Raw genomic sequence first — 22,364 nt, forward strand, 5'->3', positions numbered from 1 at the left:
CACACAGCCAGATGTGTCACCCCCTCCCCTGACAGGGGAGGGGGTAGGGGGAGGGGTCGAAAGACGTTACACGAGCCCTGTTCAGCGCGGGTGTGGCGAAGCCAGGAGCTATGTGCCGGCCAGCCCTAGCCGGGCGGCGTCGGCGCGCAGCGCAGCGATCACCTGCTGCACCAGCTCGTCGAGCGGCAGGCCCAGCGCCTCGGCGCCGCGCACGACGTCGTCGCGATTCACCGCGCGCGCGAAGGCTTTGTCCTTCAGCTTCTTGCGCACGCTGGCCACATCTACCTCGTGCACGCTCTTGCTGGGCCGCACCAGCGCCACGGCCATCACAAAGCCCGAAAGCTCATCGACGGCGTACAGCGTCTTTTCCATGGGCGATATCGGCTCGACGCCGCTATACTCGACGGCGTGCGACAGAATCGCCCGGCAGATCGCTTCGTCCCAGCCAGTGGCACGCAGGTGCGCCACTGCCACAAACGGGTGGCCTTCGGTGGGGCTGTGCTCGAGGTTCGGGTGGCGCTCGTAGTCAAGATCGTGCAGCAGGCCGGCCGCGCCCCACAGGTCGGCGTCGGCGCCCTGCAGGGCCGCGAAATAGCGCATCGAAGCCGAGACGGCATAGCAGTGCTTGCGCAAGCTTTCGGACGCGACCCATTCGTGCAGCAAGGCCTCGGCGCGTTCCATCTGCGACATAGCATCTCCCCCTAGAGCCAATGCTTCCAGCTACGCCCTGCCGCGCACGCGCCAGGCGTGATACAGCACAATCGACCCGGCCACAGCCGCGTTCAGCGAGGCGATCTGGCCGCGCATCGGCAGCTTGATCAGAAAATCACAGCGCTCGCGCGTCAGCCGCGCCAGCCCCGGCCCCTCGGCGCCGATCACCAGGGCCAGCGGCATGTCCAGGTCGGCGCGGTCGAACTCCTGTGCGCGCTCATCGTCTTCGACGCCGACCACCCACACGCCGCCTTTTTGCAGATCGCCGATCGCCTGGGCCAGGTTAGTCACCACCACCACGCGCAGGTGCTCGGTCGCGCCCGAGGCGGCGTTCACCACTGCGGGCGTAATCTCGGCGGCGCGGCGGCCGGGCAGCACCACGCCGTGGGCGCCAACAATCTCGGCGGTGCGCAGCAGCGTGCCGACATTCTGCGGATCTTGCAGGTGATCGAGCAGCAACAGCAGCGCAGGCTCGCGGCGCTCGTCGGCCAGCGCCAGGCAGTCGGCCAGCTCGGCGTACGGGTATGGGCCACACTCGAGCGCTACGCCCTGGTGATTCACCTCGCGCAGCCGGCGATCGAGCTCGTGCCGATCGACGCGTGTAATCGGCACGCCGATCTTTTCGGCCAGCTTCACCACTTCGCCCAGCGTGCCGGCCTCTTGCGCGCCCGACGAAACCAAAAGCCGCTGATACGTGCGCCGCTGCGCGCGCAGCGCCTCGCGCACCGCGTTGCGGCCATAGAGCAGGTCTGTCATGATCCTACCTTACGCAGGCGATTCCGTGGCGTAGTATACCACGTGGCGGGCGTGCGCTAGCGCTTGAAGATCGAGAGGCGCATATGCGGGTCGGCGCCACAGGCGGCGCAGCGGCCCTCGCTCAGCCCAACCGGCCGGCCGCTGTAGCCGCCGCGCTCGATCAGCAGCGCCTGGCACTCGTGGCAGCGGGTTGGCTGGCCCGGCTCGGGGCCATATACGTACAGCAGCCCCAGCTCGTGCGCCAGCCGACGGGCGCGCGCCACCGCGGCAGCCGCCGCCGAGCCGGCGTCGCCGGGCAGCAGGTGCCAGGGCGTGTGCGGCCCCAGCGTTTCGGAGATCCACGCGCCAAGCGACTGCACCTGCTCGGGCGCGTCGTTCACCTGTGGGTGCAGCCGGGTGGTGACCTCGATATGGCAGCCCCACTGCCGTGCGGCGTGGGCCGCTGTCTCGAGGATGCCGCGCCACTGCTCGATCCCAGCCAGCCGGCGGTAGGCCGCATCATCGAACGCCCGCAGCTCGAGGCTCAGGCCATCCAGGTATGGGCCAAACTGATCGAGCGCGGCGATCGTCGAGTAGCCCGAGCTAACCAGCGCGGTGTAGCGGCTGGCCGCGCGGCTCGACTTCAGCAGGTCGGTCACATACTCCAACGATACCGAAGGGTCGCTGAAGCCCCACGCCACGCCACGGCTGAGCCGCTCGAGCGCGACATTCGCGGCGCGCTCGGGCGCCAGGCGGCGGCGCTTGGCCTCGTCGGCCGGCACATCGCCATACTGCCCGCGCTGCTGATCGGCCGGGAACGCATACCCCCAGCCACCCAGCGTCAGCACCTGGGTGCCAGGGAAGAAATGCCACAGCCGCGTATCCTCGACCGGCGCAAAGTTCGCGGCGCTGATCATCCCGTCGTTGAGGATCTCGATCCCTTCGGGCTGCGCCGCGCGCACCCTGCAGCGGCCGGCCTCGCCCGGCGCCAGCTCGCAGTGCCACTGGCATACGCCACAACGGTAGCGGCCATCCTCGGTGCGCTCGACAAGCTCGGTTAGACGCATGCTCCGCTCCTGCTGGCCAGGGCGCCATCACTACCCGCTGGGCCGACCCACAGCCTTTGCTCGCCGCCAAGGCGCGGGGCGCTGCAGCCGATGTCCGCGCCGCGCCAACTGTTGGCTTTCTCTTGTCCTATGGAGTATAATGCATCTCAGGCTATGGTATCAAGTCGCTCTGCGACAAGCGAGATAGAACAGCGATGGATGAGACTCCCTTGAGGCGCGGACCGGGCTTCGACCAATCGGCGCCCACCGACGCGTCGGCCCACCCCTCAGGCTGGGAGCAAACGCGCGGCGAGCAGGGCGACCCGCGCGCCCGAGCGAGCGTTCGCGGTGTGCTGAAAGAGCTGCTTGAGACGGCGATATTTATTCTGCTGGTGTTCCTGATCGTCCGCGGCGTGATCCAGAACTTCAAGATCGAGGGCCAGAGCATGGAGCCCAACCTCCATACCGGCCAGTATATCTTGGTGAATAAGATCGTCTATTTCCACTTCGATCTGAACGCCCCGCTCCGGCTGCTGCCCGGCAATGCCGACCTCCCCGCCAAAGTCGTGTACCCCTTCCATATGCCGCGCCGTGGCGAAGTGGTGGTGTTCGAATACCCGCGCGATATGAGCAAAGATTATATCAAGCGCGTGATCGGCTTGCCCGGCGAGACGGTGCTGGTCAAAGACGGCCAGGTCTTCATCGATAGCCAGCCGCTTGATGAAGCGTACCTCAAGGGCCTCCAGACAAACTGCCGCGGCGACGATCCGTGCAACTTCGGCCAGCCCGTCACCGTCCCGGCCGGAACGGTGTTCGTGATGGGCGATAACCGCAACAACAGCAGCGACTCGCGCGAGTGGGGCGCGTTGCCGCTCGACGGCATCATCGGCAAAGCCTGGGTTTCGTACTGGCCGCGCAGCTACTGGGGCGTCATTCCATCGGCCACATACGCCGCCCTGCCCTAGAGGCTGCTTGAGCCTGCGTTGCAGGGAGCGCAGCCTCCTGTGCGCAAGCTCTCGCTCCCAGACCGCCCTTTTCAAACAGCCGCCCGAAACCCCGAACCAAGAGCCGAGAACCGCGCCAGCGCTGCGAAACCGGTTCTCGGCTCTTTGGTTCTCGGCGCTATCGGCTGCCGCCCGCTCAGAACAAGAGAATCGAACGCTATGCATATCGCCGTCAATGCGCACCTGCTGGCACACACCCGTAGCTTTCGCCGCGCCGGGGTTTCGAATTATGTCGAAGCGCTGCTGACTCACCTGGGCCAGATCGACCATGCTAACCGCTACTCGGTCTACACCACCCGCGGCCTCGACAGCGCCGCGCTCGGCCTGCCGCCAAACTTCCGCGTGCTGCCCAGCCGCCTGCCAACGATCAACCCGCGCGTCCGAATCCCCTGGGAGCAGCTCTACGCCCCGCTGATGCTGCGCGCCAGCCGCGCCGATGTGTTCCATGGCGTGCTGAATGTCGCGCCGACGCTCTGCCCCGTGCCAAGCGTCGTCACCATTCACGATCTGGCGTTTCTCAGCTTCCCACAGACATTCCGGCGCATCAATCGCACCTACCTCAGCTGGGCCACCCGCGTGTCGGCGCGCCGCGCCGCGCGTATCCTGGCCGTCTCGGAGGCCACCAAGAGCGAGATCGTGCGGCTGCTCGGTATTGCCCCCGAGAAGATCGTCGTCACCTACGACGCCTGCGACGCACGTTTTGCCCCGCCCGACGCGGCGCAGCTGGCCGCGTTCCGGCGGCGCGCCGGGCTGCCCGAGCGCTTTATCCTGTTTCTCGGCACGCTTGAGCCGCGCAAAAACCTGCCAACCCTGATCGAGGCCTACGCGCGCATCGCCGCCGCCACCGACGCGCCGCTGCTGATCGGCGGCGGCAAAGGCTGGCTCTACGATGAGATCTTCGCGCGCGCCGAAGCGCTGAACCTGCGCGAGCGGGTGCGCTTCGTCGGCTACATCGACGCCGCCGACCAGGCGCTGTGGTACGCCGCCGCCACAGTTTTCGCCTTTCCTTCGCTCTACGAGGGCTTTGGCATGCCGCCGCTCGAGGCCATGGCCTGCGGCACGCCAGTGGTGGCCTCGAACACTAGCAGCCTGCCCGAGGTAATCGGCGACGCCGGGCTCACCGTCGACCCGCACGACCCCGACGCGCTTGGCGCGGCGCTGCTGCGGCTGCTGAACGACCGCGAGCTGCGCGCCGAGCTGCGCCAGCGCGGCTTGCGCCAGGCCGCGCGCTTCTCGTGGCGCGAAACCGCCGAGCGCACCCTTGAAGCCTACCGCGCCGCAGCCCGCACGCCCGCTCCTTCGCCGGCTTAGCATGCTTCAATTACCTCCTCTCCGGCTGATCACATGCTGTACGGCCAGGATTCGGGGCGGCTTCGCCGCCCCCAAAATTTCTTTTTGTGTTGCACTACCTGGCGAAGCCAGGCAGTGCAACACAATCTATACGTGATCCAAGCGAACAGCGTATAAGTACCATAATGCGGTATACTATTTGCTGACAGGATGGGTTGTGTCTTGTGCTCTGCGAGCACAACAAGCGAAAATGGCTTACGGCATACGGGCGCGATATATCGCCCGGACAGTGTCAGGTCGAAGCCCCGAAACAGAACCGTGCCTTCTGGCAGGACGGGGGAGCTTGAGAGGAGCAGGCCAATGGCAATCGAGCAGCTGCTCGTTCCCGAAGTATCGGGCGACCAGAGCGTGCGCAATATAAGCCGAACTGTGAACGAGGTGCCAGGCGTGCGGATGGTGGTGGTGAACCTGGCCGACAAAAGCGTGCGCATCGAGCACGATGGCCGTGCGAACCTCGAGACGCTGATCCAGGCGATCAACGACGCCGGCTACGAGCAGGTGGCGGTGCTGGCATAATACCAAATCCGGCTGATCGCTTGATGTATGGCCGGGCTCGGGGGCGGCAAAGCCGCCCCCAAATTTCTTTTGTAATACCAAGTTCGCTTGATTACTGTCACTTTGGTGGGGGTTTGGGGGGGGGGGGGCTTCGCCGCCCTTTCTGATTGTGTTGCACGACGTGAAAGCCGCCACGTCGTGCAGCACAAGCTATACGTGATCAAGCGAACAGCGTATAATGCCCTGTCCGGCTTGGCCGGGCAGGGCATCACGAAAGCAAGCGATAAACGGAGTTGGTATAGCTCCGCTCAGGTGCCTGGCGAGCCCGCCTCCGACGCCAGAATGATCTCGGGAACCAGGCCATAGATCACATTCTCGGTCGCCATGATATGGTCGAGCATCGAGCGGCGCGCAGCCTCGGGCTCGCGGGTGCGAATGGCGTCGACGATCCGCCAGTGGTAGTCGGTCGAGTGGCCCAGCACCTGCACCGAGTGGTAGATGATCACGTCGAGCACTTCGGTCATGGCCGATTGAACCTCGGTCACTGCCTCGAGCAGGCGCGGGCTGTGGGCGGCGCGCGCGATGCCAATGTGGAAGCGCGCGTCGCCGGCGCGGTAGGCCTCAAAATCGTTCTCACGCCCATCGATCGCGCCGGTCAGCCCTTCTAGCTCGGCGATCTCGGCGGATGTCGCGCGCTCGGCTGCAAACGCTGCCGCCGCGCTCTCAACCGCGCGGCGGTAATCAAGCAGCGCCGGTAGCCCCTCACGATGGCGCGTCAGCACCTCGGGCAAATGGCGCGGGCCAGGCATCAGCGGCCAGCGGGCCACAAACGCGCCGCCGCTGCGCCCGCGCCGCACCTCAAGCCAGCCGGCCTGAACCAGGTTTTGCAGCGCAACGCGCAGCGTCGAGCGGCTCACGCCCAGCTGCACCGCCAGGTCGCGCTCGGCCGGCAGCCGGTCGCCGGGGCTGAGCAGCCGGGCCTTGATCGCGCCAGCGATGCGCTCGATCGTTTCTTCCAGCGGGTTGGCGCTATGCACCGAGGTGAAAATATCTGTACGCATGCTGATCAGAGGGGGCAATCGGCCCCGCGGCCTATAATGTGCCTCATTGTTAGAATGTTAGGATTTACATAGTTGGCGCGCTCAGCCTTCGGCAGAGCGGTACTATGCTCGGTATCGTGTCCATTTTCCGCGCTCCGCGCGGAAAATGGACACAGAACATCAACACGTACCATGCTGCGGCAGGCTCAATCGCGCACCTGTAGGAAGCCGAATAACGCAAGCGCGTAACTCCTAGAATGTATGCGATCACCCGCCAGCAGGAAGGTCTGGATGGCCTGCGGCCTCAAGTATTTTCTGTACTGACCAAACGAATTTTCTGGGGCTGCTTCGCCCCAGACCTCTACCGCGTAGCTCGTATTATTGACCTGCCAGCTTTTGCAGCTCGTACAATTTGGTCAGCGCCTCGATCGGCGTCAGCTCGTTGACATTCAGGCGTCGCAGCAGCTCGACCACTGGATTAGGCGCAAGGTCGAACAGCGACAGCTGGCCGCCGCCCGCTGGCTGGGCGTTCGTTCGCCTGGGCGATGGGGCTTCGCGCGGCTGAGCGCCCGCCGGCTCGTGGCCCTCGGCGCGCCGCTTCCGGCTCTCGAGATCGGCCAGCAGCTCGCTGGCGCGGCGGATCACTGCGCGCGGGATGCCGGCGAGCTCGGCCACATGGATACCATACGAGCGGTCGACGCCGCCTCGCCGCAGCTCGTGTAAGAATACCACACCATCCTCCTGCTCGACTGCAGCCATGTGGTAGTTCTTCACGCGCGGCAGTGTCTGTTCCAGCTCGGTAAGCTCGTGGTAGTGGGTAGCGAACAGCGTGCGGCAGCCGAGCCGCGGCTCGTTGTGCAGGTACTCAACTACCGCACGCGCGATGGCCATGCCGTCGTAGGTGCTGGTGCCGCGCCCCACTTCGTCGAGCACGATCAGGCTGCGCCGCGTGCTCTGCACTAGCAGCGCGGCCGTTTCGGTCATCTCGACCATGAACGTGCTCTGGCCGGTGGCGATGTCGTCTTGCGCGCCAATGCGCGTGAAGATTCGGTCAACCAGGCCGATCGCGGCTTCGTCGGCCGGCACAAACGACCCGATCTGCGCCATCAGCACAATCAGCGCCACCTGGCGCATCACCGTGCTCTTGCCGGCCATGTTTGGGCCGGTGATCAGCACGATCTGCTGCTCGTCGGCATCGAGCGCGGTGTCGTTGGCGATAAACAGCTCGTCGAGGTGCTGCTCGACCACCGGGTGCCTGCCGCCGACGATCCGCAGCTGCGTGCTGTCGTTCAGCTCGGGCCGCACATAGCGCCCGCGCACCGCCGCCTCGCCCAGGGCGGCGTACACGTCGATCTCGGCCAGGGCGCGCGCCGTCGCCAGCAGCCGCTGGCCCTGCGCCGCAACCTGGGCACACACGCGCCGGAACACGTCGAGCTCGAGCTCGTTTAATTTCTCCTTGGCGCGCAGCACCACGTCCTCGTGCTCTTTCAGCGCTGGGGTGATGTAGCGCTCGCCGGTGGTGAGCGTCTGCTTGCGAATATAGTCGGCAGGCACTTTGTCGGCGAAGCTGCGCGAAACCTCGATATAGTAGCCAAACACTTTGTTGTAGCCCACGCGCAGCGACTTGATGCCGCTGCGCTCCTGCTCGATCGGCTCCAGCTCGTTGATCCACGCCTGCGCGCTCAAGCTGCGCTCGATGATGTCGTCCATGTGCTGGTCGAAGCCAGGGCGGATCACCCGGCGCGGCTGCTCGCCATTCTCTTCGGCGGCGCGCAGGTAGTTCGAAGCCCCCAGCAGCGCCGGCGGGTCATCGTCGAGCGCCGCCTCGAGGAACGCCAGCACATCGGCGCACGCGTCGAGCTGAGCGCTGGGCGCAGAGGGCTGAGCAGCAGGGGCGGCGCGGGCCTCGACCGCCATTCGAGCGGCCGGCGCAGTTTTCAGCGGCCGGCTCGTAGCGCGGGCGGCAGGCTGCTCGTCCCAATCGCCCTCGCCAAACAGGTCGTCGTCGGCATAGCGAGGTGCGGCCCGCCGGTGCGCCTCGCGCTGCTCGCGCAGGCTCGGCTGTGCGGAGGAAACCTGCCGGGGGGTGCTGTCGTGAAGTTCTTCCTCGATCTGCCAATTCGCACCATCGGCGTCGCGCGCTGCATCTGCGGGATCATGGCTTGCTTCGGCCGCCGCCGCCCCTGGCGGCAGCCAGCCGGCGAGCGCCTCGGCCAGGGCCGGCAGCGCGCGCAGCCCCTCGCGCAGCCGCACGAGATCGCGCGGCGTGGCCACGGCGACGCCCTGGAGCACGCGATTCACCACGCGCTCGAGATCGCCCACACTCTTCAGGCGCTCGCGCACGGTCGCGCGTAGCAGCGCGTCGTCGGCAAAATGCTGCACGCCATCCTGGCGGGCGCGCAGCTGGCCAATATCAATTAGCGGCTGGGCGATCCAGCGCCGCAGCAGGCGGCCGCCCATCGGCGTGCGCGTATGATCAAGCACGCCCACCAGCGAATCCTTGGCTTTGCCGTTCGATCCTTCGAGCAGCTCAAGGTTCCGGCGGGTCTGCGGGTCGAGAAACATTGTGCCGCCGGTGGTGTATGTGCGTAGCGTGGTGATCTGGCTGGCGGCGTTGCGCTGTGTCTCGTGGATGTATTGGATGATCGCGCCGGCCGCGCGCGCTGCCAGCGGCTTATCGCGCAGGCCAAAGCCATCCAGCGAATGCACGCGCAGCTGCTGCTGAAGCGCGTCGGCGGCGTTGGTGAGCTTCCAGCGCCAAGCTGGCCAGCCAGTGATATGGCCGTGCGCCCAGCGCGCGGTATTCTCACGCTCGACGCGGCGCGCCACGCGCTCGCCCGGCAGCAGCTTCTCGCGCTCGTCCTTGGTCATGAACTCAAGGTCGTGCTCGAGCCGCGCGCTGGAGGGATCGAGCCCCGGCAGGCGCAGCGCCGCGTCGTCGGGAACCAGCACCTCGCTGGCCTGCAGGCGCGAAAGCTCGCCCTGGGCCTGCGTGCCGGCGCGCTCGCCGCCAAACTCGGTGCAGCAGAACTCACCGGTGCTCAGGTCGGCGTAGGCCACGCCAACCCGCGCGCCCTCGGCGAGCACCGCCACCAGGTAGTTATTCTGCGTTGGCGCGAGCATGGCGCTGTCGATCACGGTGCCGGGCGTGATCACACGCACCACCTCGCGATCGACAATATCTTTGCGGCGCTCGCCCTGCTCGAGGCCGGCGGCAAACACCGAGCGCGGCCGCGTATCGGATTTGCTCGAAGGCGTCTCCGATACCTGCTCGGCGATGGCCACGCGGTAGCCCGCGCCAACCAACGCGCTGACATAGCGCTCGATCGCGTGGTAGGGCATACCCGCCATTGGCGCGCGCTGCTCGGCCTTGCTGCGCCGGTGGTTCGCGAACTTCTTGTATGTCAGCGTTACCTCGAGCAGATCGGCGATCAGCTTGGCATCGTCGTCAAACGTCTCGTAGAAATCGCCAAGCCGGTAGAGCAGCACGGTGTTGGGGTGGGCGGCTTTGAGCTCGCGGTATTGGACATACCAGTTGAGCAGGTCGAAGTCGGGGAATTCGGCGGCTAGCCGCTCGCGCAGCTGGCGCTGCTGCAAGCGGCGGTCGAGCTGGCTCATGTGACTCACTCCATTCGCACGTTACGGCTCGTAGGTACGCGGCATTATAGCATGAGCCCCGGAATAAAACAAATGTTCTATTTTAATTAACGCGTTTTTGCCGATTTTAACGCCAAATTGTAATTTGGCTGGCTGTATGGTACTCGGTAGATGGTTGCCCGCTATGCTATAATATGTTCTGAGTCCCGTCGCCTCACGGGAACATTTGAAGACCGCGCCAGATGCATTGCCGGCGGATCACGATCGCCGAAACCCGCGTGTTGCGGGCGAGTGGCGGTCGGAGATTATCGGGATACGCATTGTGTTGGTGTACGATGACGCTACTCGACGAACCAATTGGCGCTATGCGGCGTGGCGCCCGCATGGGCCGGCGGCGGCCCAATTGGCTTCCCTCAGAACCACAGCGCCGCGCAGGCGGGCACGTCCAGCCTATGCAGCTGCAGCGCACTGGCGTTCTCTCACATGCTGTTGGCAGCGACCTCTGGCTACACCAGGGCATCACCGGCACAGCCTGGGCCGATACACGCGCCACCGAAGACGATCCGAAAAGCGCGTCAGCTATTGGCTAGGCTAGCATTGTACTCACACATTCTTGCAAAGCCAGCGCGCGACGGCGCGCGCTCACGAGGAGGGGCTGTCAGATGCCCGACACCATGACAATTCGTTTCTGGGGTGTGCGTGGGAGCTACCCCGTACCCGGCCCGCGCACGGTGCGCTTCGGCGGCAACACGGCCTGCGTCGAGATCCAGGCCGGCGATCACACGATTATCCTCGACGCCGGCACGGGGATCATCAACCTCGGCGCCGAGCTGATGCGGCGCTCGCGCGCCAATGGCGGCCACCCGCTCACCGCCACGATTCTGTTCAGCCACATGCACAACGACCATACGCAGGGGTTTCCATTCTTCGACCCAGCGTATGTTGGCGCCAGCACGCTGCATATCCTTGGCCCCAAGGTGTTCGAGAGCGACCTGGAAGAGACGCTTTCGCACGCAATGCTGCCGCCAAACTTCCCGGTGGCGCTCGAAGACTTGCCGTCGCTCAAGATCCTGCGCAATGTGAACGAAACCGACATTGTGCTGATCGGGCCGCGCACCGCCGACGTGCAGGTGCTGAATATCTACCACAACGAGATCGACCAGTCGCCCGATCTGGTGCGTGTGCGCACCTACCACAGCTACGCCCACCCCAAGAGCGGCGTCAATATTTACAGTATCTCCTGGCGCGGCAAAACGATCGTCTACGCGACCGACACCGAGGGCTATGTGCAGAGCGACCAGCGGCTGGTGAAGTTCGCCAAAGAGGCCGACCTGCTGATCCACGATGCGCAGTACCGGATCGAAGATTACACCAACCCGGCCAAGCCCAAGCAGGGCTGGGGCCACAGCACGCCGGAGATGGCAATCGCGGTAGCGCAGGCCTGCAACGCCAAGCAGCTCGTGCTGTTCCACCACGAGCCAACCTACGACGACGCGACGATTGCGGAGATCGAAGCGCGCGCGCGCCAGGTTTTTCCAAACACGCTCGCGGCGCATGAGGGGCTCGAGATCCAGCTGTGAGGCGCGCACCATACCCGTGGCGCGCGGCGAGCCGCGCCGGCTAGCGGGCGGTTGGGAGGGTAAAAAAGAATGTGCTGCCGCGGCCCGGCGTGCTTTCCACCCAGATCCGGCCGCCATGGGCCTCGATCACCAGCTTGCAAAATGTCAGCCCCAAGCCGGTTCCACCGCGGCGCTCACCCACCTGGCTGAACTTCGCGAAGATCTTTTCCTGATCCTGCGGCGCAATACCAATACCCTGGTCGGCCACCGCGAATGTCGTGGTCGCGACTGCGTCGCCGTCGCGCGGCGTGGCAAATGCGCGCACGGTGATGCGCTTGTCGGGGTTGCTAAACTTCAGCGCGTTCCCGAGCAGGTTCTGCGCCACCCGCACGATAAGCTCGCCGTCGGCCAGCACCGGCGGCAGATCGGGCGCCACCTCGCAGGCAATCTCCACATGCTGATCGCGTGCCAGCGACGAAAGCATCGCAATCGCGCGCTCGAACAGCGGGCGCGCCGCAGCCGGGCGCATGTTCACCGGCATGCGCCCGGCCTCGAGCCGGCTGACATCGAGCAGCGCATTGATCATTTCGAGCATCTGCACGGCGCTGGCGTACGCAATGCTCATCACGCTCTGCTGCGTCTTGGCGAGCTCGCCGGCGATGCCTTTCTGCATCAGCTCGATCGAGGCCATGACGCTCGAGAGCGGGCTGCGCAAGTCGTGGACGATCATATTCGTCAGGTCGTGGCGCAGCCGCTCGGATTCTTTCGCCTCGGTGATATCGCGCAGTACGAGCAGCGCGCCGCCGGTGCTGCCGCCGCTGCGCAGCGCGGTGAGCGCGGCCCATTCGAGCGAGCGCGAGTTTGCGCTGGTCTCATTCAGCTCGCCGCTGGCAAACGAGACGCGCCCGGCCATGACGTGATCGAGCTCGCGGCGCGGCGCCAGCCATTGTTCGGGCACATAGCTCGTGGCCTGCGCCCACATATCGAGAAAGTGGCCGACGCCCAGATTGTGCGGCAGCTGCGCCGGCAGCCGGCAGAGCTGGTGCAGCGCGGCATTGGCGATCGCCACCTGCGCGTCGGAGGTAACCAGCATGATGCCTTCGCGAGTAGACGCCAAAATCGAGGCCATCTGGTCGCGGCCGCTGCGCACGGCATTGAACAGATCAATGCTCTCGACCGCAACTGCCGCCTGCGTCGCGAACAGCACGAGCGTCTCGCGGTTCGAGGCATCAGGCGGATCGCCGGCATAGTACACGCAGATGCCGCCGAGGGTACGCTGCGTAGCGCGCAGCGGCACCAGCAGGATGGTGCGAACGCCGGCGCGCGCCAGCGCGGCGGGCACATTCTGCAGCACCTCGGGGCGCCCGCTGGCGATCACCTGGCGCGCGAGATCAAGCAGCTCGGGTGTTTGGGCGAATGTCGGGCCGATCTGCACGGCGGCGCGCATGCGCTCGGCCTCGTCGAGCAGCACGCAGGCGCCCAGCGCATCGGTGATCTCCACCGCACCGCGCGCGGTCATGCTGAAGATCTCGTCGGCGCTACGCAGCGTGGTATTGATCGCCATGCCCAAGGCATTCAGCGCCGTGAGGCTGCGCAAGTTGTGCTGCAGCTGGGCATTTGTGCCTACAAGCTCCTGGGCGCGGCGGGCCAGCGCCTGGTCGATCTGGGCGAAGCGGCGCGCGTTTTCGAGGGCGATCACCGCCTGGTCGGCCAGAGCCTCGAGCATCTGCTGATCTTCGACGGTGAAGTGATTGCCCGAGCGCGGGTTCAGCGCCTCGATCACGCCCTGCACGCCGCCAACGCCGCGCAGCGGCACGGCCAGCAGCGTGCGGGTGACATAGCCGGTGGTTTTGTCGGTGCGGTCGTCGAAGCGCTCGTCCTGCTGGACATCGTTCACAATCACCGAGCGGCCGTGCTCGACGACATAGCCGGCCAGGCCAGCGCCGCGCGGCAGGTGGTGGCCAAGCAGGCTCGCGCCAACCGGGCCGGTTGTGTAGGCAAACACCAAATCGCCGCTGGCGTCGTCGAGCAGCAGCAGCGAAGCTTCCTCGGCCTGAAGCAGCTCGGTTACCTGCTCGATGATCAGCGCCGGCACGCGCTCAGGGTCGAGCGAGGATGTCAGCGTCCGGCCGATACGGTTCAACGTGGCGAGCTGGCGTGCCTGGCGCTCGCTGCGCTGGTACAGCCGGGCATTCTCGATCGCCACCGCGCCCTGAGCGGCGATGGTGGTGAGCAGCTCGATATGCTCGGCGCGGTAGCGGTAGCCAAGGCGGCGGCTACTGACCGACATCACGCCGATCAGCCGATCGTGCGCCAGCAGCGGCACGCCCAGCCAGGCATGCACATCGTCCAGCCCAACGAACGGGCGCGGCGGGATAGCGCGGCGCCGGCATTCTTCGTAGTAATCGTCGGTGCAGAGCGGCTGGCGCTCGCGCAGCACCACGCCCGAGAGGCCAACCTCGGGCGACCAGCGCATATGCTGCGCCTGGCGCTCGCCATTTTGGGCGATATAGGCCAGCTCAAGCGCGTCGCCGGGCTGATCGCAGAAGGCGATAAAGAACACCGGCGCATCGACAACTCGGCGGGTGGCGCCGTGAATCGCTTCAAGCAGGCTGTCGAGATCGAGCACGCCGCTGAGCAGCCGGCCGATCTCGTTCAGGGTGCGCAGCTGCGCCACGCGATCCTCGCGGCGGGCAAGTGCATCGAGCAGCGCCAATGCCGGCCCAGCCTGGCCAGCGATCAGCGTGAGAACAGGCGGGCTTTCCTCGCCCCATAGCGGTTCATCGACATACAGCCAGCCCAGAAGCTCGCCCTGCGCGCGCAGCGGCGCGAAGCAGGCAGCGGGCCGGCCAGCCGCGCCGCGCAGCGCCAGAGCGCCTGCCTCGAGCGAGGCCAGCTCTTGGGCGGTAGGCTGATGGATCGGCTCGGGCGCGCCAGCAAGCACGCGCGGCTCGTCGCCGGCGCGCCAGACCAGCTGAGCAAGCGCAGGGGCAAAACAAGAATCCAGCGCCGCGATACAGCAGCGCACGCCATCGTCAAGCGTGCGAGCCTGAGCAATATGTTCGGCAAACTGGCTATAGAAGTGGCCTAGCTCGGTGTCCGCGGTGGATGGATACGCCATACTACCACTCCTGAAGACGTACGAGCTGTTTGGTGGCGTTCATCTTACCAGATTTACCGTTCTTTGACAAAGCAGGCAGCGCCGTAAGCAGGGCGTGTGCAACGGCCTTGACGCCACCCTCTGACCCGCCCACCGCATACGGAAGCGGAAAAACCACACGCCGATACAGAAGCGAATACCGGCTTGCCGAGGGAAGAGCGCGGCATCTGCATAAGCTGTACCACAGATTCTGTGAGGCATTGGAATGCCGCCGAGCGGTACGCGCAAGCCGCGCAGCCCCGTTTGACGGTGCGACGCCGGGTTGGTATAATCGGCATGCTGTTCGATTTTTCACAGGCACGCGCCCAGGAGGCCCGCGTATGGATCCAGTAACGTACCTTACAACCTTCAATCCCACATTCGGAGCGCTCGAATGGGTCTTTTTCGCCGCCCAGATCGCGCTCGCGCTGGCCGGGGCCTATCTGGTGTTTCTGCGCGCCGAGCCGCACCCTATTCGCCGAGATACAGCGCGCAACCTAGGCTACGCGCTGCTGATCGTCGGCGTGGTCGGCATAGTGCTGGGTGCGCTGCGGCTGGTGCCGGTCGAGCTCTTCACCATGCCGATCTGGTTTACCTTGGTCACGGTCATCGAGGTGGCCCTGGCGGCATATGCGGCGTATTTCCTGCTGGCCGTGCTGCCTGGCCGGGTAGCGGCCTACGACGAAGCCAACCGCAAAAGCGGGCGCCGCAGCGTGGCCCGGCCACAGCCGGCGCTGCAGGCCAATGGCACGAATGGCACCACTTCGATCAATGGGCCGCGGCCGCCGGCAACCACCACGCGCCGCGATGCACGACGCGATCGCAAGCGCCGCTCGAAGTAGCCCCTGTAGAGCAACGCAACGTCGAAGCGCGTAGACGGCCAGCTATCTGGCCGTCTACGCGCTTCGACGTTTCGTTTTGCAATTGATCATTTATAGATTGTGTTGCACTACGTGGCTTCGCCACGTAGTGCAACACAATAAGCAATTTGGGCAGCTTCGCCGCCACCAAACCCCACTAAAGTGTCAGTAATCAATTGAGGCAGCCGAACCAGGCAACTGCGCAAGTCCTAACGAAATTTCGGGGCGGCAATGCCACCCCGAACCCCGCCATCAAGCAAGCGATCAGCCGCTAAGGCGCCGCGTACAGCCCACGGTACGCAGCATAGTAGCCGTAGATCAGCTTCACATAGGCGCGCGTCTCGGGGTAGTCGATCGACTCGACGAACCGGTCGGTGTCGGGCACGCTGTCGCCGCCGGCCCAGCGCTGCGCGTTGCCTAGCCCGCCATTATAGGCCGCCAGGCCACCAGGCAGGCTGCCGGACATAGCCGCGATCTGGCGGCTCAGGTAGAACGCGCCAAAGCGAATACCAACCGCTGGGCGATACAGATCCGCCGTCGCAAAGTCGGCCACGCCCAGGTTCTGCGCGATCCCCTGCGCTGTAGCCGGCATCACCTGGGCCAGCCCCACGGCGCCCGCCGCCGACACCGCGCCGGGGTTGAACAGGCTTTCCTGCCGCAGCGTAGCGTAGAGCAGCAGCGGGTCGAGACCGTGCTGGCGCGCTTGAGCCAGCATCACATCGCCGTAGGGCACCGGGAAGACCAGCCGGCGTAGCGCCAGCGGCGTGGCCGCGCCATCCTGGGCAGGGGCCAGGCTTAGCACATCCTCGGCGGCCTTGAGCGCGATATATGGCACGCCGTGCTCGTAGGCCAGGCGCGCCAGCTGGTACAGCCGTACGGGGTCGTCGCGCCAGGCTGCGCGCGCCTCATTCCACTCGGCGATCGCCTCGGGCTGCAAGCCAACATCGGCAAGCGCAAGCGCGCGCTGTAGCTGCGGCGCGCGCGCAACTTCGGCGGCATACCCCTGCGTGCCGACGTGAAGCGGCGGCTGGCGCGACCAGGTGGCGATCCAGTCCTCGGCGGCGCGCCAGCTGTCGGCATCGATTGGCGCGTCGAGCGGCAGCGTGCCGCTGATCGGCAAGCTCAGCAGGTCGGCGGCGCGCGCGGCGTAGTAGGAGTCGGGCGCGGCGGCGCGCGCGGCGTTGAGCTGCGCAGTGTAGTCGGGCGATTGGGCCTCGCGGGCGCGCGCGCTCCAGAAGGCTGCCTGGGCCGCCGCCGCGCCGGTGGTATGCTGGCGCAGAAGATCCCACGCCGCATACGCAGCGCCGTTTTTGCCGGCGTTGAACAGCGCCCAGCCGGCAGCGTACAGCGCGTCGTGCGCCTGATCGCTGTCGGGGTAGCGGTGCCCCAGCTCGAGCCGCTGCGCGAGCGCGCCCTCGGCGTCGTTCTGGCGGGCCAGCAATGCCGCCGCGCGTGCCAGCGCCTCGGGCGCCAGCGAGTCGTCGGGGTAGGCATCGGCGAACTGCCGGTACCCTTCGATCGCGGCGGCGGCATCGCCGCCCTGGCCGGTGGTTTGTACCCAATCGAGCTGGGCCTGCCGGCCAACCGGGCGATCGGGCGCGTCAGCGGCAAGCTCCGCCAATTCGGCAAGCGCGCCGGCGAAATTGCCCTGGGCACGGCGGGCCAGCGCGCGCAGGCGCCGCAGCTCGCGTGCATCGTCGCCGGAAGCGGCCTGGATCGCGGCGTCGTAGAGCGGCAGCGCGGCATCCCACTGCTCGTGGGCGGCATACACACGCGCGGCAGCGGCGGGCGCAAGCCCGGCTTCGGGGTCGGCAGCCAGGCGCGCCAGCGCATCCAGAGCCTGCGGAGTAGCGGGCAGCCGCTCGGCCAGCTCGCGGCGCCAGGCATGCGCCTCGGCCGGCGCGCCCTGAGCTTCGGCCAGGGCTGCGGCATCGAGCAGCAGGCGCGCGCGGTAGCCAGGAGCCTCGGCCAGATCGAGCAGCGCGCGGTATAGCGCAAGCGCCCGGTCGGGCTGGCCGATCGCCAGCCGCAGCGCAATCGCCTTTTCGTACGCGCCAGCGCGCTCGCCGCGCACAATCTCGCCAGCGGCTACAGCCTCATAGCCGGCCGCAGCCGCGTCGTTCCGGCCAAGTGCCTGCTGCTGGGCCGCCTGGCGCAGCCGCGCGTATGGCTCGAGCACTGTGTTGAAGCCGCGATAGCGCTCGTATGCGGCAGCGGCGTCGGCCCAGGTACCCGCCTGCTCGTAGCCGCGCGCCAGCAGAAATACGCCGCGCGCGTAGAGATCATCGGCAGGGTGAAGCGCATCGGGCTGCGGGCCACTGGCGAGGAATGTGCGGATCGCCTCGATCGCCGAGGTCCAGCGATTGCGCAACGCGAAGCTTTCGGCCAGGTAGAACGCGGCCGGCCGAGCCTCGGCGCTGGTCGGGTGCGCGTCGAGCAGCGCGCGTAGGTCGACCGCGGCCGCGTCGTAGTCGCCATTGGCGCGCGCGCGCAAGGCCCGGCCAAGCAGCTCGGGGGCGGCAAGCGCGGCGAGTGCGGGGGTGGCGGTAGGGGCAGCTGACGGCGCCGGTAGGGGCGAGGGCGACGGATCCGGTACCGAGGGTGAAACGATATCGCAGGCCGCCAGCAGCAGCGCCAGCAGTGGCACAAGCCAGCCGGCGCGTCGTGGTGGTTTGTTCATGGCCGGCATTGTACCACACGGCGCGCCTGTAGCGGGCTTACAGCGCCGGCAACCGCCGCACTCAATCGCCAGCGGCGGGCGCCTCACACAGCTATGGCGTGCGGCCCCAGCGCTCGATCATTGCTCGGTTTGAGGGCACTTTCTCGAGAAACGAGCGGCGCCAGGCTGGGTCGCTGATCCGCTCGGCGCGAGCCATCACAAGCTCGTAGCCAGCCCGAATAATCGCCGGCATGGGGATGGCGAAAGGCGGGACTGTGGGATCATGCGCGAGCGCCGCACAGACATCGGCAATAGCGAGGTAGGTGAGCACCGCTTCGTCCATGGTCGCGGCCCCATGGTCGTGCAGGTAGGCCCACACCTGGCCGGCCGCCTCGAGCGCATCCGCGTGGCGGCCCTGGTGCAGCGCGCATTTGGCCAGCAAAGCTTTGCTTTCTATCACCCGCGCCGTCAGGCCTAGCTCGGTATCGATCCGGTGCGCCTCGTGAAGGTGGCGCGCCGCATTGGTATGATCGCCGAGCAGCTCGGCGAGATGCCCAAGCTCCCACTGGTTGGCGGCGCACAGCGCAGCGTCATCGACGAGCTGCGCCTCGCTCAAGCCCTGCTCCAACAGCGGCTTTGCGGCCGCGAGGTCGCCGCTCAGCAGCATAACCCCGCCGAGGTTGCCGACAATGTACGCGTGGCCATGGCGATCGCCGATCAGGTCGCACAAAACAAGCCCCTGCTCGAGGTAGTGGCGCGCCTGCTCGAACTGGCCGAGGTACTGGTAGGCAGCGCCCAGGTTGCTCAGCGCCCGCGCTTCGAGCGCGCGGTCGCCGCCGTGGCGCACAAGCTCGTACACATCGGTCCAGAGCTCTGCGGCGCGGCCGTAATCGCCGGCATAGGCTTCGTGCAGCGCGAGCATGCCCAAGGCGTACGCGATCGCCCATTCGTCGCTGGCGGCGCGCGCGCGGGCCAGCGCCCACTCGGCGGTTGGCCGCGATGCCGGCGCGCCCAGGCGTGTCAGCGCCGCAGCTTTCAAGCAGAGCGCGCGCGCCTCGATGCTCGGCTGGTGCGCGGCCTGCGCTGCGGCCACAACCGTATCGGCGGCTGGCGCCATAGCGGCGTACTCGCCGCGCGCGTTCAGATTCTTGAGCTGGCGCAGCAGCGCTTCAGCCCGCCACGCAGGGTTAGCCGCCGCATCGGCGATCGCCAGCAGCGCAGCGATATCGGCCTGCTCGGCGGCGCGGTCGCCGGCCAGGAATAGCGCAGCCTGGCGCCCACTCAGCGCGCGCCAGCGCTGATCGAGATCTGCCGGCTCGAGCAGCGCCAGAGCGCGGTCGAAAAACGTTCGGGCCTCGATGGTGGCGCCCTGCGCGGTGGCGCGCGTGCCAGCGAGGATCCAGTATTCGGCGGCCGGTTGCGCCTGCCCAGCCTGGCTATAGTGCAGAGCCAGCAGCTCGGGCTGCGCCGCAGCGAGCTGCGGAAAGCGCGCCTCGTAGGTTTCCGCAATGCGCCAGTGATACTGCTGGCGCACACGCCTGAGCAGCGCCGCGTGCGCCACTTCTTGAATCAGGGCATGCTTAAACGCATAGTGCAGATCGGGGGCGCCAGGCCGGGCTACCAGCAGCTCGGCCTCGACGAGCAGCGTGAGGTCGGCCTGCAGGCGTGCTTCATCGTAGGGCACGGCCGCCGCGAGCAACGAGTACGCAAACTCGCGGCCAAGCGCCGCAGCCCACCCGGCCGTCTCCCTGGCGCGGCCCACCCGATCGAGCCGCGCCAGCAGCGGGTCGTTCAGCGTCGCGGGGATTCTGGCAGGCTCCGGCGCGGCTGCGGCTTCGAGCAGCATTTTAGTCAGCTCTTCCGCGAAGAGTGGAATGCCGTCGCTCTGCGCGACGATATGCTGGTGCATCGCGCCGGGCAGCGCCGCCTCGCCCGCCAGGTCGGCGATCATACGCTCGATGTCGGCCGGGCTAAGCGAGGCAAGGTCGATCCGGCGCAGCCGCCGGTTTGGCGGCCAGGGCGGGCTAAATGACCCGCGATAGGTGAACAATGCTATGCAGCGAGCAGCGGCCAGCGCGTCGAGCGACAAGCCTAGCCACTCGATCGTCGACGGGTCGGCCCAGTGCAGGTCTTCGACCACCAGCACCACCGGCTGCTGGGCAGAGTAGCGCTGCAGCAGCGCGACAAACACCTCGCGGATGCGCTCGCGCTGCTGAGCGGTGATGGTTTCGGGCGCGGGCGGATCGGTTGGCAGCCCCAGCAGCTGCGCCAGCAGCCAGGCGGCGCCGGATTCGTCCAGGGCATAGCGCGAGAGCGTATCGTCGAGCCGCGCGCGCCGCGTCTCCGGGCCATCGCCTGGCTCGATACCCAGCAGCTGCTCAAGCAGGCCGACGATCGGGTACAGGCGGGTATTCTGAAAGTATGGCGAGCAGCTGGCCTGCAGCCAGGCCGTGGTGGGCGCGCGCCGCTGCTGCAGCTCCCACACCAGGCGCGATTTCCCAATGCCCGGCTCGCCGACAAGCGCGAAGATCGCCCCCACGCCCTGCGCGGCGGCCTCAGCGGCGCCACTCAGCTGGCGCAGCTCGGCGTCGCGTCCGACAAAGCGCGTCAGGCGGCGCATCTGCGCGAGCCAATCGAGGTGGTTGTGCAGCTGGCTTTCGCCGTACACGCGATAGATCGCGGCCGGCTGCGCCGTTCCCACGAGCACCTGCTCCTCCACACGTTGGTATTCGAAGCGGCCCCGCACCAGCGGCTCGGTGCTGGCCGTGATCAGCACGGCGCCTGGCTCGGCCAGGGCCATGCACGCGTGCGCCAGGCTGGGCACATCGCCCACCGGCTCGCGCCTCACACGATCGGCCGCGTCGTCGCTCACCACCATCGTGCCGGTGTGGATGCCGACACGCACCTGCGCCAGATCGCGCGACGCGGCGACCAGCGCCAGGCCGACATGCACGGCGCGCCGCGCCGCATCTTCGTACGCCTGCGGGTAGCCAAAGTAGATCAGCCACTCGTCGCCGTGGCGCTGCTGGCGGTAACCACCGTAGCGCTCGAGCAGCTGCTGGAGCCTTGGCTCGATATCTTCCAATTGCTGGTGCAGGTCTTCGGGGTCGCCGTGCGGCCCAAGGCCGCGCCAGGTACATACCAGCGCAGTAACCTGGCGGCGCTCACCCGGCTGGCTGAATACCGCGCCGGCTGCAGCCCGGCCGGACGGAGCGCCAATCGCGGCCTCGCGCCCGAGCTGGCCGGCCTGGATCTGCTGAAAAAGCGCGGCGACCTCGGCCGAAGGCTGCATGGCAAACTCGCCGGCCAGGCTGCGGGTGTAGCGCGCATACTGCTCGGCGGCGGCGGTCGCCTGGCCGGTGCTCGCCAGCGCGCGCATCAGCTGGAGCTGCCCTGGCTCGAACCAGGGATCGAGCGCCACCAGGCGGCCGGCGTAGCGCAGCACCAGGTCATATTCGCCGCGCTGCTCGTGGTAGGCCGTGAGCCGCGAGAGCGCCTCGACGGCCTGCTGGTGCAGCGCCTCCTGCTGGATCAGCTGCCACTCCTCGAACGGCACGCTGTCGCGCAGCGCGAAGCCGGCCAGAAAATCGCCGCGGTACAGCTCGACGGCCTGCGCCAGCCAGCCCATGCAGACGCGGCAGCTCGCGGCGGCGGCGTGGACGTGCTGCCGGCATGCCGCGAGCAGCTCGGTAAAGCGCGCCACATCAAGCTGGCAGTCGGCCAGCGGGTTGAGCTGGATCGTCTGCCCAGCCAGCACGATGAACGGCTCGCGCGGCGTGCCGGCATTTGCCGAATCCTCGAGCAGGGCGCGCCGCAAGCGCAGCACCGTCTGGCGGAGGCTGAGCGCGGCATTTTGCGGGGGCGCGTCGGGCCAGAGCAGCGCGGCAAGCGCGGCGCGCTGGTGCGGGCGCGCCGCTTCGACAGACAGATAGGCCAGCAGCGCGCGCACCTTATCGGTGCCGAACGCAGTCAGCTGCTTGCCATCGAGCGAGGCTGCGAAGCCGCCAAGGAGTGCAAGTGAAAGATGAGACATCGCAAGCGCCGTACTGTTCAATTCAATCTGGATACAATCGATTATACCATTTTGTAACGATCTTGTGACATGGTTTGGGTACAGTCACATAATCGCACACGAGAGTTTATACGAGGATGCGCCCACGGAGCAGGCA

General features: G+C 66.9%; 13 protein-coding genes. 5 read left to right on the forward strand and 8 right to left on the reverse strand.

Annotated elements, in window-relative coordinates; all coding sequences use genetic code 11:
• Positions 1-108: 108 nt before the first annotated feature.
• Genes U0177_RS18365 through U0177_RS18375 form a run of 3 tightly spaced genes read right to left on the reverse strand, consistent with a single transcriptional unit; the run spans position 109 to position 2,513 of the window.
• Positions 109-690, reverse strand: coding sequence for an HDIG domain-containing metalloprotein (locus U0177_RS18365; RefSeq protein WP_409572111.1), 582 nt, complete (start codon positions 688-690; stop codon positions 109-111).
• A 30-nt stretch (positions 691-720) separates the two neighbouring features.
• Positions 721-1,467, reverse strand: coding sequence for a 23S rRNA (guanosine(2251)-2'-O)-methyltransferase RlmB (rlmB, locus tag U0177_RS18370; protein WP_409572112.1), 747 nt, complete (start codon positions 1,465-1,467; stop codon positions 721-723).
• Positions 1,468-1,523: 56 nt separating this feature from the next.
• Complete coding sequence (locus U0177_RS18375; protein WP_409572113.1) at positions 1,524-2,513, reverse strand: radical SAM protein; 990 nt, start codon at positions 2,511-2,513, stop codon at positions 1,524-1,526.
• A 209-nt stretch (positions 2,514-2,722) separates the two neighbouring features.
• Here U0177_RS18375 and lepB point away from each other — a divergent pair, with 209 nt between their 5' ends.
• The 3 genes from lepB (at position 2,723) to U0177_RS18390 (ending at position 5,362) form a co-directional block, all read left to right on the forward strand.
• Positions 2,723-3,457: a signal peptidase I gene (gene lepB / locus U0177_RS18380; protein WP_409572114.1), complete on the forward strand. Its 735-nt coding sequence runs from the start codon at positions 2,723-2,725 to the stop codon at positions 3,455-3,457.
• 198 nt (positions 3,458-3,655) lie between these two features.
• Entirely contained in the window at positions 3,656-4,807 is a 1,152-nt protein-coding gene (locus U0177_RS18385) for a glycosyltransferase family 4 protein (protein ID WP_409572115.1), read from the forward strand.
• A 339-nt stretch (positions 4,808-5,146) separates the two neighbouring features.
• The gene (locus U0177_RS18390; RefSeq protein WP_409572116.1) at positions 5,147-5,362 is read left to right on the forward strand and encodes a heavy-metal-associated domain-containing protein; all 216 of its coding nucleotides are present in this window, start codon (positions 5,147-5,149) and stop codon (positions 5,360-5,362) included.
• Positions 5,363-5,649: 287 nt separating this feature from the next.
• On the opposite strand, the gene U0177_RS18395 is transcribed toward U0177_RS18390, so the two are convergent.
• Positions 5,650-6,402 carry a FadR/GntR family transcriptional regulator gene (locus tag U0177_RS18395; protein ID WP_409572117.1) on the reverse strand — a complete coding sequence of 251 codons (753 nt, stop codon included), beginning with the start codon at positions 6,400-6,402 and terminating at the stop codon, positions 5,650-5,652.
• A gap of 357 nt (positions 6,403-6,759) precedes the next feature.
• On the reverse strand, positions 6,760-9,999 hold the full coding sequence (gene mutS, locus U0177_RS18400) for a DNA mismatch repair protein MutS (protein WP_409572118.1): 3,240 nt from the start codon (positions 9,997-9,999) through the stop codon (positions 6,760-6,762).
• A gap of 641 nt (positions 10,000-10,640) precedes the next feature.
• Between mutS and U0177_RS18405 the strand changes: the two genes are divergently transcribed.
• Positions 10,641-11,558, forward strand: a complete 918-nt coding sequence (locus tag U0177_RS18405; protein ID WP_409572119.1) for an MBL fold metallo-hydrolase — start codon at positions 10,641-10,643, stop codon at positions 11,556-11,558.
• Between the two features lie 40 nt (positions 11,559-11,598).
• Here the strand turns inward: U0177_RS18405 and U0177_RS18410 are convergent, their stop codons facing one another.
• Positions 11,599-14,658 carry a GAF domain-containing protein gene (locus U0177_RS18410; RefSeq protein ID WP_409572120.1) on the reverse strand — a complete coding sequence of 1,020 codons (3,060 nt, stop codon included), beginning with the start codon at positions 14,656-14,658 and terminating at the stop codon, positions 11,599-11,601.
• 359 nt (positions 14,659-15,017) lie between these two features.
• Between U0177_RS18410 and U0177_RS18415 the strand changes: the two genes are divergently transcribed.
• A complete protein-coding gene (locus U0177_RS18415) occupies positions 15,018-15,518 on the forward strand; it encodes a hypothetical protein (protein WP_409572121.1) in 501 nt (166 codons plus the stop codon).
• Between the two features lie 289 nt (positions 15,519-15,807).
• Here U0177_RS18415 and U0177_RS18420 read toward each other — a convergent pair whose 3' ends face one another.
• Both U0177_RS18420 and U0177_RS18425 read right to left on the reverse strand, forming a co-directional pair.
• Positions 15,808-18,216 (reverse strand): transglycosylase SLT domain-containing protein, encoded by a 2,409-nt coding sequence (locus U0177_RS18420; RefSeq protein WP_409572122.1) that lies wholly within the window; start codon positions 18,214-18,216, stop codon positions 15,808-15,810.
• A 91-nt stretch (positions 18,217-18,307) separates the two neighbouring features.
• Positions 18,308-22,228: an AAA family ATPase gene (locus U0177_RS18425; protein ID WP_409572123.1), complete on the reverse strand. Its 3,921-nt coding sequence runs from the start codon at positions 22,226-22,228 to the stop codon at positions 18,308-18,310.
• Positions 22,229-22,364 lie beyond the last annotated feature (136 nt).

Origin of the sequence: Kouleothrix sp., assembly GCF_046328425.1 — a bacterium.
Taxonomy (GTDB): Bacteria; Chloroflexota; Chloroflexia; order Chloroflexales; family Roseiflexaceae; genus Kouleothrix.